Genomic DNA, 13,736 nt, shown 5'->3' with positions numbered 1-13,736 from the left:
GCAATTTTTGCCTGATTTTTTTCTTATAATGGTCTTTTGTTTGGCATGCCGGCTTTGCGGGGATATTTATTGGGTGTTTCTTTCTTCTTTTCCACCACTGTGATAAAGCGGGGGTCACCGTTTGGTAGGGCATAGCTGAGGTTATCTTGGACCTTGCTAAAGAGTAAGTTGAGGGCATTTTTTGCTTCGTCCAGTTCTTCTGGAGCGTTGGAAGCCTTGAGCGCCAAGAGCTTCCCGCCAACTTTCAGATAGGGAATGGTCAGCTCAGACAGAACTTGCATGCGAGCGACTGCACGGGCAGTGACGAGGTCAAATTGAGCTCGAAAGGCCCTGTCCTGAGCAAAGTCTTCTGCACGGCCGTGGTAGAAGTGAACCTTGTCCAGCTCCAGCTCCTCTGCCAGCAGTTTGAGGAAGTTGATGCGTTTGTTGAGCGAGTCAATGATAGTCACATCCAGCTGGGGGCAGATGATTTTCATAGGGAGGCTGGGAAAGCCAGCACCGGCTCCGATGTCCAGCAGCTTAAGCTCTTGATTACCAATCAGGCCTTGCAAAACGGGCGCTATTGAATCATAGAAATGCTTGAGATAGACTTCATTCTTCTCGGTGATAGCTGTCAGATTGATTTTTTCATTCCATTCGACCAGAAGTTCAAAATAACGCTCAAACTGGTCTTTCTGGCGGTCGATCAGCTCGATTCCCTGCTGGGCTAAGAGCTGGTAAAATTCTTGCGGTGTCATAGTTTCATCCTTGTTTGTCAGTATTCATCCTATTATATCATAAAAAGGAGACCCCGGCATTCTGCCAAAGGGCCTCTTTTCTTATATGCCAATCTGATTGAGCTCCGCCAAGAGCAGCTGGCGCCGCTTATCCTGATTAGAGGTTTGGTCAAAGAGAACTTCTTTTTTTATCTTGCCATCTAAAATGAGCAGGACCTTGTCGGCATAGGTAGCTACGCTGGCATCGTGCGTTACCAGGAGAATGCTAGCGCCCTGCTGGTGGAAGTGCTGCATGAGTTCCATAGCTTGACGGCTAGCCTGAGAGTTGAGCGCTCCGGTCGGCTCGTCAGCAAAAATGATTCGAGGCTGGTTCATGAGAGCCCGGCAGATGCCGGCTCGCTGGAGCTGGCCGCCCGATACTTGATGGATAGAGCGGTGAGCAATGTCCTTAATCCCAGTCAGAGCCATTAACTCCTTGGCGCGCTCATAGGCTGCCTTTCGCTCACTGCCTTTCTTACCAATGATACTCGGTAGGCATATATTGTCTAGGATATTTAGATTTTTCAGGAAGGTTGCCTGCTGGAAGACAAAGCCGAAAGACTCTCTGCGAAGGCGGTCCAAGTCCTTGTCTTTCATAGCCAGCAAGTCCTGTCCCTGGTAAAGAATCTGTCCTTGGTCAGGTCTGTCAATAGTGGATAGAAGATTGAGAAGAGTGGATTTCCCGCAACCAGACGGCCCCATGATGGCGATGAATTGGCCGCTTTCAATCTCCAGCGACAAATCACGGAGAATGGGCTCCTGATTTTCCTGATAGCTTTTGCTGAGGTTGTGTGCTTCTAATAACATAGGCTTCTCCTCGGATGTAAAATAAATGCTAAGTGCTCGAAAGCTATCTGCTTAAGGTCAATGTTCCTTGAGATAACGTCCAATTTCCAGATTGTTCAGCGCTCGGAGACTGATGTGTGCTGCTGTGAGTCCGCTAAGAAGCAGAGCCAGCGGTGTCCATAGAAAAGTAAGCGACTTATTGATGATGAGCTGGAGTTTGCTGATACCGAAGCTGCTGAGCAGCAGACTGCAGACTTCTTGCCCCAGACTAAGGAGTAGCAGGTCGGCTATTGCCAAAGCCAGCATTAAGATGAAGCAGACGGCGAGCAGGTAGTGGCTCCTGAGTCGTTCACTGCCAAATCCCAGCATCCGATAAAGTGCCAAGTCAGCTTGGTCCTTGGTGAAAATCATATAGACAAAGAGGGTCATAAGGATGAAGATGATTCCCAGTCCTGTCCAGAAAACGCTGGTCTGAATCAGGCGGAGCATGGCCAGAGTGTCATCAAAAGTCTGATGGAAAAAGTCTTCTACATCGGTTAATTTATAGTTGGAATAGCGTTTTTTCCATTCGTTGATTTTTTGAGCTTTGTTGCTAGCATCTTTAAGACGGATGGTCGTCAGACTATTGAGCGTTTGCGCTTGCTTTGTCACAAAGACAGCCTTGGCGGTCTTGCCGCCGTAGGTCAGGTCTGAGTAAATACCGACCACTTTTAGTTTTCTGGCTTGACCGTCTACCGTCAAGGTCAGGCTGTCTCCTGTTTTTAGCTTGAGCTCCTCTGCCATAAGCTTGGAGAGGGCAATTTCATACTCGTTTTTAGGATAACGACCTTGGCTGTATTTGACTGGAAATCCTGCATGGTTTCCCAGAGTTACCCGCAACTGCTGGGTATGACCTTGCTGGTCTTGATAGGAGAAATTCTGGCTCTGGTACTGATTAATTTCTGCGATATCCTTGTCTGACTGCAGTTCTTTCAGAAGCTGGGCAGCCTTGGTATCGATATCTTCAGTCTGAGAAATATCAACCAACACATCTGCCTGACCAGCACCCAGATATTGGATGAAGTTCTTGTCCATCACAGTGCTGTAGAGACTGGCTGGCAGCAGGATAAGCAGGCTAATCAAACTGACAATGAACAAGATAGTCAAATAGAGTTTTTTATGACTGAGAATCGTTTTTAGGGCGAAATAGGGTCTGTCTAAGAAGGGGATAGTCGGTAAGCCCATTTTCGGAGTAGAACGAGTCTCAGTCAGACTGTTGGCAGAAGCTAATCTTAAAGCTTGGCTGGGTGTCATTTTCTTAAAGGAGCTGAGAGGACGGGCAGTCAGCCAGAAGACCAAGAGACAGAGCAACAGAGCTACTAGCATTTCCAGAAGATAGCTATAGAAGGGCGTCGGACTTTGCCCCATAGACAGTGCCATCTGCTTTTTAAAAGGAGAACTCAGAAGAAAGGACAGTCCCCATCCTACGATGGTTGCCAGAGCTAGGCAGAAATAATACTTGGTCAGGTAGACCCTGCTGATAAAGCTTTGGGGCAATCCCATCACCTTCATAACGGCAATCTGCTGCAGTTCTTCTTGAATCTTGGTCAAGAGGGCAAAGCGCATGCAGAGAAAGGTGATGCCAATGATGGCCATAACCAGCAGCCCCATGACTAGGATGACTAGAGCATCATTGAAGCCGTTAATCATCTTGATCGTCGGATAGGTAATCATAGGCGGTCCATTGGACTCAAGCTCTGCATTTTTATAGGCTTGCTCGATGGTAGAAATCTGGCTAAGCTTATGTACTCGAAAGGCAATCAGGTTTTCATTAGATGCAACTGCTTCTGTTTTCAGAATCTGCAAATCAGTCTGTGAGATGAGGAAGCGTTTGGAGGAGACTAGACCGGCATTCATCTGGGCATCTCGGATAAATCCCTGGACAGTCAGCTGCAGCTTGCCGACCCTTATTTGGTCGCCGATTTTGATTTTTCCGCTATTGTAATAATAAAGGGGGATATAAACTTGCCCTGGCTGAGGCTGGGCAGGCTGGTTATTCTGATCCAGCAGAAAGTCAAAGTTTTGGTTCTGACTGGAAAAGCCATTATCCTGGGAGCTGTCCTGAAGCGAGTCCTGCCCATTGATGTGGATGGCTGACCCTTCCACATTGACAAAGTCTGTCAGTTGCCAAGAGGCAATTTCTGGATGCTGCTGGACAAAGTTTTGCAGCCGTTTTCGGTCGACGCTTCCGCTGTGCATCTGTAGCAGGTGAGGACTTTTAGCTGTTTCCACAAAGCGCTCAATTGAGCTAGTCAGACTAACGGTCAGGCGTGTAGCTGCAAAGCTCAGAGTCAGAGTCAGAAGCAGGAAAAGCCCGATGACCAGCATACTGACTTTGTTTTCTTTTAAATCATTTTTTATCAAGCGTTGAAACATATTCCAGCTCCTTTACTGAACGTGCTCGGGAGAGCAGGTAAGCACCGATGCTGATAGAGATACCGGATAGGATAAAGAGCAGACCGTAGCCTCTGCCTCCACCAACACCGATGATTTTTCCGACAGAATTTGCCAGCCAGCCAAAGTAAGTTAGCGAGGGTTTGAAAAAGGTATCTGCTACCCAACCCATGCCGGCATAAGCTAGCACATAGCCCAGCTGAGAGATAATCCCGATGGTCCCCCAGACCTTGCCTTGATCGGCTTTGTTAATATTGATGCGGACCAGATAGTCGATGGCTGTATTGACGAAAGGTAGGGCAGCAAAGAGGAGGAAGCCAAAGCTGCAAATCCAGATGAAGTTTTCCTTCATTCCCAGCCCAACCATGAAGAATCCCAGTAGAAATAGTGAGAGGCAGAGCATACGATGGAAGTGTTTTTTGATAGCAAATATCCCCAGAACCAAGCCTCCTATCAGCATCCCGCTGCTGGAGATGGTCATGACCCAGCCGGCTGTTTTAGCGTCTGCGAAAGCCAGTACCAAGGGAGAAAACAGGATTTGGACTGTTCCCAAAAAGAATGAAAAGCCTGTTCCAGCTAGGACTAAAATCCAGATTCCTTTTTTTCTATAGACGATTTGAAAACCTTTAAGGAAATCCGCCCAGAAACGACTATCACTGCTATAAACTTGTGTGTGAATGGCCCTACGAGCCAGCAAGGTGCAGGCTACTGTCACGAAAATGGTTGAAAAATCCAGCAACAGAATCGTGCTGATATGTCCACTCGCCAAAATCATTCCAGCCAAGGCTGGTGAAATCAGATAGCGGGCAATGCCATTAATCTGGGACAAACCAGTTGCTTTTGATAACTGGTCCTCAGGCAGCAAGTCGGAAATCGTAGCTCGAAAGGCCGGATTGACCAAGGCTGAAAAGAGCGAGCTAATGGCAGCTCCGATACAGATAAAAATCAAAGCAGGATTCTTCAGACTAAAGTAAATCCAGAGAACTCCTAAGCCTGACAGACCATCTCCCAGAGCCATCAGCAATCTTCGGTCATAGCGATCTGCCAGAATTCCAGCCAGAGGAGTAACCAAAAGACCGGGTAGAAAAGCACAAAGCGTAACAAAAGAAGAAACAGAAACCAAACCGGTCAGCTGGAAGATATAAACACCTAAAGCGAAAGAAGTCATACCAGAGCCGATTTCCGAGATGAGGCTTCCAATCCAAATCAATAAAAAGAGTCTAAAACCTGATTGTTTCATAGTTGCCTCCTTATGTTTGCAATGTCAAGTAATTGTAAATAGTGAATCTAGTGCTTAGCTGTCTAGCTGCTTTGAGTCTGAATCAAAGATAGAAAGGGATTGAAGTAGCCTTGCCGACTGTGAAAAAGAGTTTCTAAAAGATAGAGAAAAGCTTGTAGTTTTTGCTGCTGTTTTTCTGGAGGTAGTGCCTGAAAACTGCTGCCAAAAGCTTGCAGGGAATAAGTAAGAATCATTTCCAAGCTTTCGTAGGGATAGTCGGTCCTCATATCTCCAGCGGTGATGCCGTCTTGGATGATGGGAAGTAGAATCTGGGGTGCTCGTTCAAGAAGAATTTGATTGGTCTTTTCGTGCAGGAGCGCATTTTGTGGCTGATTGAGATGCAGTAGCACTTCCTTTCCCTCTTGATGATTAAGATTTAGAGCAGCCATGCTACCGGCCAAGCGCTCTATGATAGTCAGTTCACGATTATCAGCAAAGGCTTGGGAAGCCGTAAATGCTCTTTCAATGGTTCGCTCAATGATGGCATCCATTATCTCTTCCTTAGAAGAAAAGTAATAGTAGAGAGTACCGCGGGCGATTTGAGTCGCTTCTAAAATCTGGGAGATAGAGGTCTGGTCAAAGCCTTGCTCCATAAAAAGCTTTTGTGCGGTATCTAAGATAAAGTCTTTTTTATTAGCCATGCTTGCATCCTTTTTGGTGATAAAATTTTATTCGACCGACAGTCGGTTTATTCTTTCCTTTATCGTACATCTTTTCTAAATCAATGTCAAGAATAAAGACAGTTCTACTATTTTTTGATATAATAAGTCTAATCAAAATTGAAGGAGTATATCATGACTTTTATTATTGTTCTTATTATTGTCGCGGTTTTAGCGTTCTTTGTCGTTGGTGCTTACAATACCTTGGTTAAAAGCCGTATGCAGACTCAGGAAGCTTGGAGTCAGATTGATGTGCAGCTTAAACGCCGAAATGACTTGATTCCTAACCTCTTGGAAACGGTCAAAGGCTATGGCAAGTACGAGCAGGCAACCTTGGAAAAGGTAACCCAACTGCGCAACCAGGTAGCTTCAGCTGCTTCACCAGCTGAAGCCATGCAAGCCAGTGACGCCCTTTCTCGTCAGATTTCTGGAATCTTTGCAGTAGCTGAAAGCTATCCAGATCTGAAAGCAAATACCAACTACTTGAAGTTGCAGGAAGAACTGACCAATACTGAAAATAAAATCGCTTATTCTCGTCAGCTTTATAATTCAGTAACTAGCAACTACAATGTAAAGTTGGAAACTTTCCCAAGCAATATTGTTGCAGGAATGTTTGGCTTTAAAGCTGCGGACTTCCTCAAGACACCAGAAGAAGAAAAGGCTGTGCCAAAAGTTGACTTTGGCAGCACTGGACTAGGTGACTAAGATGCTATTTGATCAAATTGCCAGTAATAAAAGGAGGACTTGGCTCCTCCTTATCGCTTTTTTCGGCCTTTTGGCTCTTGTTGGAGCAGCTATTGGCTATCTCTGGCTGCGGTCTGCTCTAGGTGGTGTCTTGCTAGCTTTAATTATCGGCGCGATTTATGCCGGAGTGATGATTTTTCAGTCTACAGAAGTGGTCATGGCTATGAACGGGGCTCGCGAGGTCTCTGAGCAGGAAGCACCTGAGCTCTATCATATTGTTCAAGATATGGCCATGGTCGCTCAGATTCCTATGCCACGTGTCTATATCGTAGAGGATCCCTCTCCCAATGCTTTTGCGACCGGTTCTAAGCCTGAAAATGCGGCTGTCGCAGCAACGACAGGTATCTTGCAAATCATGAATCGTGAGGAGCTTGAGGGAGTGATAGGCCATGAAGTCAGTCATATTCGCAATTACGATATCCGAATTTCAACGATTGCTGTGGCTTTGGCCAGTGCTATTACCATGTTGTCTAGCCTGGCTGGCCGTATGATGTGGTTTGGTGGCGGACGGCGCAGTAGTAATGATCGAGATAACGATAGTGGTTTGGGAATTATTCTCCTTATCGTATCACTGATTGCTATCGTTTTAGCTCCTCTGGCAGCTACCTTGGTGCAGTTGGCCATTTCTCGTCAGCGGGAGTTTCTGGCTGATGCTTCCAGTGTAGAGCTGACCCGCAATCCGCAAGGGATGATTAATGCCCTGCTCAAGCTGGATCGCAGCGAGCCTATGGAACATCATGTCGATGATGCCAGTGCAGCTCTCTATATCAGCGACCCTAAGAAAGAAGGCGGACTGAAGAAACTCTTCTATACGCACCCTCCTATCTCAGAACGAGTGGAGCGCTTGAGACAGATGTAAAAACTGGGAAACTTAAATTATTCCCAAAAGTTAGATAAATAACTAGTAAAAGGATTTAGTTCCGTATTGTCAAGGACTAAGTCCTTTTCATTTTGCTTCCTTTAACTCATGTCTAAAAGATGTTCACTCAGATTGTGTTACAATTTTATTTCAGTCATCTATAAACCTTAGATTATCCAAGTTTATTTTTGTATAAGTAAGGAGGCTAGATTTAAAAAAGCCAGTGTTTTCAAGTTGTCAGGTTGAACCCTCCTGACTTTCTTGTAAAATTAGCATTTTCTTAAAAACCATAAAATTTTCAGAAAAAATCACTATATTGAGTTATTTTATTGTTCAAGTTAATCTATTTGTATCATTTAGAAATACAAAGTAGTTTTTTTGTAACAAAACAGAAATATATTACTAGTATATTAAATTTAGTAAAAAATTTTATTGCATATATGAAACCGGGGGTTCGGTATGTTGAAAACATTTGGAAAAATTTTCAAAGTCATTAGAGAATCAAAAAACATGTCTCTTAAAGAAGCGGCGGCCGGAGATATTTCAGTGGCTCAATTGTCCCGTTTTGAGCGGGGAGTCAGTGGTATCACGCTTGATTCTTTCTATTGCTGCTTGAAGAATATGGCTGTTTCTCTAGACGAGTTCCAGTATGTTTACCATAACTACATTGAGGCAGATGATGCGCTCTTCTCGAAAAAAGTAGCTGATGCTTATCAGGAAAACAATGTTGTCAAGCTCCAAAGTATTTTGGCTAGCTCAGAAGCTTTGGCTGAAAAGTTCCCTGAGAAGAAGAACTATAGGCTCAATACAATTGTTGTTAGAGCAGTATTGTCTTCCTGCAGTCCAGATTTTCAGATTAGCAAGAAAGATACAGAATTGCTGACTGACTATCTCTTTTCCGTCGAGGAGTGGGGACGTTATGAGCTCTGGCTCTTTACTAATAGTGTCGATCTACTGACCTTGGAAACACTGGAAACCTTTGCTAGTGAGATGATTAACCGTACCCAGTTTTATAATGACCTACCAGAGAACCGCCGGCGTATTATTAAGATGTTGCTTAATGTTATCAGCGTCTGCATAGAGGGAAACCATTTGCAGGTTGCTATGAGATTCCTCAATTATCTTGATCATTCTAAAATCCCTGAGACAGATCTCTATGAACGGATGCTGATTAAGTATCATAGGGCTCTTTATTCCTACAAGGTTGGAAATAGCCATGCTCTAAGTGATATTGAGCAATGCTTATCTTTTTTGGAATTCTTAGATTCCTTCGGTGTTGCCCAGAAGCTCAAAGCTCAGTTTGAAAGAATTTGCCGTTCTCAGTTGCAGATGTGCAAATAAAATAGACTCATTTCCAAAAATATACTAGAATAAGAGTATAACTTTATACCAAATTCAGAAGGAGGTTTTATGATGGAGAAAAAAATTCATTATAAGATGCATAAAGTTAAGAAGAACTGGGTAGCCATCGGTGTGACTACCTTAGCACTTATCGTAGCACCAAAAGTACTTGGTCTCGAAGCAGGTCTTGTCCACGCTGATGATGTTAAGCAGGTGGCAGTTCAAGAACCAACTGCAGCTCAGGATAGTGGCTCAGGGCAGCCGGTTCAAGTACAAGCCAACTCAGCTTCTCAGTTGGAAGCAGAAAAAGCAACTTCTGCAGACAAGGTGACTGATGCTGCTGTAGCCAGTGAAAAAACTGTTGAAACTGCAGCAAATACGGAAGCAGCGGTTCAAACAGATGCTCAAGAGCTAGCTAAGCCGGCAGTAGCAGAAGCAGCAACTACAGAAAAAGCAGCCGTTGCTGAAGAAGCAAAAGTAGCTAATGCAACATCAGAAACTGCTAAACCGGAAGCAGCTGGTCAGGATATACAAGCAAGTCCCGCAACTGCTGACAAACAAGCAAAGAAGACTGTTACAGACAAGATCGTTGCAAATCCAAAGGTTGCAAAGAAAGATCGCTTGCCAGAACCGGCTCAAAGACAGGGAGCGATAGCTGAAAGAATGGTGGCTGCTCAAGCCCAAGCAGCGCCTGTTAATACTGAGCATGATGATGATGTCTTATCTCACATCAAGACGATTGATGGTAAGAAATACTATGTTCAGGACGACGGTACAGTTAAAAAGAATTTCGCTGTTGAGCTCAATGGAAAAATTCTTTATTTCGATGCAGAGACTGGAGCACTGATTGATTCAGCTGAGTATCAATTCCAGCAAGGTACTAGCAGTCTCAATAATGAATTCACTCAAAAGAATGCCTTCCATGGCACTACGGAAAAGGATATTGAAACAGTTGACGGCTACCTGACAGCAGATAGTTGGTATCGTCCAAAGTTCATCTTGAAAGACGGAAAAACATGGACAGCATCGACAGAAACAGACCTACGTCCGCTTTTGATGGCTTGGTGGCCTGATAAGCAAACGCAGGTTAGCTATCTCAACTATATGAACCAGCAAGGTCTGGGAGCAGGAGCTTTTGAAAACAAAGTGGAACAAGCTATCCTGACAGGTGCTTCTCAGCAGGTTCAGCGCAAAATCGAAGAAAGAATCGGTAAAGAAGGCGATACTAAATGGCTGAGAACACTGATGGGCGCATTTGTCAAAACTCAGCCAAACTGGAACATTAAGACAGAGTCTGAAACAACTGGTACTAATAAGGACCACTTGCAAGGCGGAGCTCTGCTTTATACCAATAGTGATAAGACTTCTCATGCTAATTCTAAGTACCGCATCCTTAACCGCACACCTACCAACCAAACTGGTACACCTAAGTACTTCATTGACAAGTCAAATGGTGGTTATGAGTTCCTGCTAGCTAACGACTTTGACAACTCTAATCCAGCTGTTCAGGCTGAGCAACTCAACTGGCTGCACTTTATGATGAACTTCGGAAGCATCGTAGCCAACGATCCGACTGCTAACTTTGACGGAGTTCGTGTCGATGCGGTAGACAATGTCAATGCAGACTTGCTCCAAATTGCCTCTGACTACTTCAAGTCTCGCTACAAGGTTGGAGAAAGTGAAGAAGAAGCCATCAAGCATCTGTCTATCTTGGAAGCTTGGTCTGACAACGACCCTGACTACAACAAAGACACCAAGGGTGCACAATTGCCGATTGATAATAAGCTTCGTCTATCCTTGCTTTATTCGTTCATGCGTAAGCTTTCTATCCGTAGCGGTGTAGAGCCAACGATTACGAATAGTCTGAATGACCGTTCTACTGAAAAGAAAAATGGCGAACGGATGGCCAACTATATCTTTGTTCGGGCTCATGATAGTGAAGTGCAGACCGTTATTGCCGACATCATCCGGGAAAATATCAATCCAAATACGGATGGTTTGACCTTTACCATGGATGAGCTCAAGCAAGCCTTCAAGATCTACAACGAAGATATGCGCAAGGCCGACAAGAAGTATACGCAGTTTAATATCCCAACTGCTCATGCTCTCATGCTCTCTAACAAAGACTCCATCACTCGGGTCTACTATGGTGATCTCTATACAGATGACGGTCAGTACATGGAGAAAAAATCTCCTTACCACGACGCTATTGATGCCCTGTTGCGTGCTCGGATTAAGTATGTAGCTGGTGGTCAGGACATGAAAGTCACCTATATGGGTGTACCTCGTGAGGCTGATAAATGGTCTTACAATGGTATTTTGACTTCTGTTCGTTACGGTACTGGTGCTAACGAAGCAACTGATGAAGGTACAGCAGAAACTCGTACCCAAGGGATGGCAGTTATTGCTTCTAATAACCCGAACCTGAAACTTAACGAATGGGATAAACTGCAAGTCAATATGGGAGCAGCCCATAAGAATCAATACTACCGTCCTGTGCTCTTGACGACCAAAGATGGCATTTCCCGCTATTTAACTGACGAAGAAGTGCCGCAATCCCTCTGGAAGAAGACAGATGCCAATGGTATTTTGACCTTTGATATGAACGATATCGCTGGTTACAGCAATGTCCAAGTTTCTGGTTATCTGGCTGTTTGGGTACCAGTTGGTGCTAAGGCAGATCAGGATGCTCGTGTAACAGCCAGCAAGAAGAAAAATGCCAGCGGTCAGGTTTACGAATCTAGCGCAGCCCTTGATTCTCAGCTGATTTACGAAGGATTCTCTAACTTCCAAGACTTTGCAACTCGCGATGATCAATATACCAATAAAGTCATTGCTAAAAATGTCAACCTCTTCAAGGAATGGGGAGTGACTTCATTTGAGCTGCCACCTCAGTATGTATCTAGCCAAGACGGTACTTTCCTAGACTCTATCATCCAGAATGGTTATGCCTTTGAAGACCGCTATGATATGGCAATGAGCAAGAACAATAAATATGGTTCTTTAAATGACCTGCTCAATGCTCTCCGTGCTCTTCACAGTGTCAATATCCAAGCCATTGCGGACTGGGTGCCAGACCAAATCTACAACCTGCCAGGTAAAGAAGTGGTAACGGCAACTCGTGTCAACAACTATGGAACCTACCGTGAAGGCGCAGAAATCAAGGAAAAACTTTACGTTGCCAATACTAGAACGAATGGTACAGACTATCAAGGCAAGTATGGTGGAGCCTTCTTGGATGAACTCAAAGCTAAATACCCAGAAATCTTTGAACGAGTACAAATTTCTAACGGTCAAAAGATGACGACTGATGAGAAGATTACCAAGTGGTCAGCTAAACACTTCAACGGTACCAATATCTTAGGTCGTGGTGCTTACTATGTTCTTAAAGATTGGGCTAGCAACGAATATCTCAACAACAAGAATGGTGAGATGGTACTGCCTAAGCAATTAGTTAATAAGAATGCCTACACAGGATTTGTCAAAGATACTACTGGATTCAAGTACTATTCAACTAGTGGCTATCAAGCTAGAAATTCCTTTATCCAAGATGAAAATGGAAATTGGTATTACTTCAACAACCGTGGCCATCTGGTGACAGGCGCGCAAGAAATTGACGGCAAACAGCTCTACTTCCTCAAGAATGGTATTCAGCTGCGTGATTCTCTCCGTGAAGATGAAAACGGCAATCAGTATTACTATGATAAGACTGGTGCCCAAATTCTCAACCGTTACTATACTACTGACGGCCAAAACTGGCGTTACTTTGATGCCAAGGGTGTCATGGCTAGAGGTTTGGTAACCATGGGCGGCAATCAGCAATTCTTCGACCAAAACGGCTACCAAGTCAAAGGCAAGATTGCGCGTGCCAAAGATGGTAAACTTCGTTACTTTGATAAGGATTCAGGTAATGCTGCTACTAACCGCTTTGCTCAAGGTGATAATCCAAGTGACTGGTACTATTTCGGAGCAGATGGTGTTGCAGTAACAGGTCTTCAAAAACTTGGCCAGCAAACCCTTTATTTCGACCAAGATGGCAAGCAAGTCAAGGGTAAAATCGTGACACTTGCAGACAAGAGTATCCGTTACTTCGATGCCAACTCAGGAGAAATGGCAGTCGGCAAGTTTGCAGAAGGAACTAAGAACGAGTGGTATTACTTTGATCAGGCTGGTAAAGCAGTGACCGGTCTTCAGAAGATTGGTCAACAAACCCTTTACTTCGACCAAGATGGCAAGCAAGTCAAAGGTAAAGTAGTGACTCTGGCTGATAAAACTATCCGTTACTTCGATGCTAATTCAGGAGAAATGGCAGTCGGCAAGTTTGCAGAAGGTGCTAAGAATGAATGGTATTACTTCGATCAGGTTGGTAAAGCAGTGACAGGTCTTCAGAAGATTGGCCAGCAAACACTTTACTTTGACCAAGATGGCAAGCAAGTCAAGGGTAAAGTAGTAACTCTGGCTGATAAAACTATCCGTTACTTCGATGCCAACTCTGGTGAAATGGCAGTTAATAAGTTTGTTGAAGGTGCTAAGAATGAATGGTACTACTTCGATCAGACTGGTAAAGCAGTGACAGGTTTGCAGAAGATTGGCCAACAGACCCTCTATTTCGACCAAGACGGCAAGCAAGTCAAAGGCAAGCTTGTCTATGTCAATGGTGCTAACCGTTACTTTGATCCGAATTCAGGTGAAATGGCGCGCAATAAATGGATTCAGCTGGAAGATGGAAGTTGGATGTACTTTGACCGCAATGGTAGAGGCAGACGCTTCGGCTGGAACTAATAGCAATAGAATATCTAAATGAAATTTAATCTTTAGCTTTCTAATACACAAAAACGATAACTTCTTATTTGGAAGTTATCGCTTTTTGCTATCTTCTG

Annotated in this window: 9 protein-coding genes; 4 read left to right on the top strand and 5 right to left on the bottom strand. The window is 44.4% G+C overall.

Annotated features, from left to right (window positions below):
- Positions 1–23 precede the first annotated feature (23 nt).
- From rsmG to DQM55_RS08655, 5 genes are all read right to left on the bottom strand, one after another.
- The gene (rsmG, locus tag DQM55_RS08675) at positions 24–737 is read right to left on the bottom strand and encodes a 16S rRNA (guanine(527)-N(7))-methyltransferase RsmG (RefSeq protein WP_111676227.1); all 714 of its coding nucleotides are present in this window, start codon (positions 735–737) and stop codon (positions 24–26) included.
- A gap of 81 nt (positions 738–818) precedes the next feature.
- Positions 819–1,562: an ABC transporter ATP-binding protein gene (locus tag DQM55_RS08670; protein WP_111676225.1), complete on the bottom strand. Its 744-nt coding sequence runs from the start codon at positions 1,560–1,562 to the stop codon at positions 819–821.
- 57 nt (positions 1,563–1,619) lie between these two features.
- Positions 1,620–3,956, bottom strand: coding sequence for an ABC transporter permease (locus DQM55_RS08665; protein ID WP_111676223.1), 2,337 nt, complete (start codon positions 3,954–3,956; stop codon positions 1,620–1,622).
- Positions 3,931–5,214, bottom strand: coding sequence for an MFS transporter (locus DQM55_RS08660; protein WP_111676950.1), 1,284 nt, complete (start codon positions 5,212–5,214; stop codon positions 3,931–3,933). The genes DQM55_RS08665 and DQM55_RS08660 overlap by 26 nt, the downstream gene beginning before the upstream one ends.
- A 62-nt stretch (positions 5,215–5,276) precedes the next feature.
- On the bottom strand, positions 5,277–5,894 hold the full coding sequence (locus DQM55_RS08655) for a TetR/AcrR family transcriptional regulator (protein ID WP_111676221.1): 618 nt from the start codon (positions 5,892–5,894) through the stop codon (positions 5,277–5,279).
- Between the two features lie 153 nt (positions 5,895–6,047).
- Here DQM55_RS08655 and DQM55_RS08650 point away from each other — a divergent pair, with 153 nt between their 5' ends.
- The 4 genes from DQM55_RS08650 to DQM55_RS08635 all read left to right on the top strand — a co-directional run bounded on the left by DQM55_RS08650 (position 6,048) and on the right by DQM55_RS08635 (position 13,638).
- A complete protein-coding gene (locus DQM55_RS08650; protein WP_002915741.1) occupies positions 6,048–6,617 on the top strand; it encodes a LemA family protein in 570 nt (189 codons plus the stop codon).
- 1 nt (position 6,618) lies between these two features.
- Entirely contained in the window at positions 6,619–7,515 is an 897-nt protein-coding gene (gene htpX, locus DQM55_RS08645; protein WP_111676219.1) for a zinc metalloprotease HtpX, read from the top strand.
- A gap of 459 nt (positions 7,516–7,974) precedes the next feature.
- On the top strand, positions 7,975–8,856 hold the full coding sequence (locus DQM55_RS08640) for a helix-turn-helix domain-containing protein (RefSeq protein WP_002896237.1): 882 nt from the start codon (positions 7,975–7,977) through the stop codon (positions 8,854–8,856).
- Positions 8,857–8,925: 69 nt separating this feature from the next.
- The gene (locus DQM55_RS08635) at positions 8,926–13,638 is read left to right on the top strand and encodes a glycoside hydrolase family 70 protein (RefSeq protein WP_111676217.1); all 4,713 of its coding nucleotides are present in this window, start codon (positions 8,926–8,928) and stop codon (positions 13,636–13,638) included.
- Positions 13,639–13,736 lie beyond the last annotated feature (98 nt).

The organism is Streptococcus sanguinis, from assembly GCF_900475275.1.
Lineage (GTDB): Bacteria > Bacillota > Bacilli > Lactobacillales > Streptococcaceae > Streptococcus > Streptococcus sanguinis_N.
The sequence above is the reverse complement of the archived record's forward strand: the minus strand, read 5'-3'. Positions and strand labels throughout refer to the sequence as shown.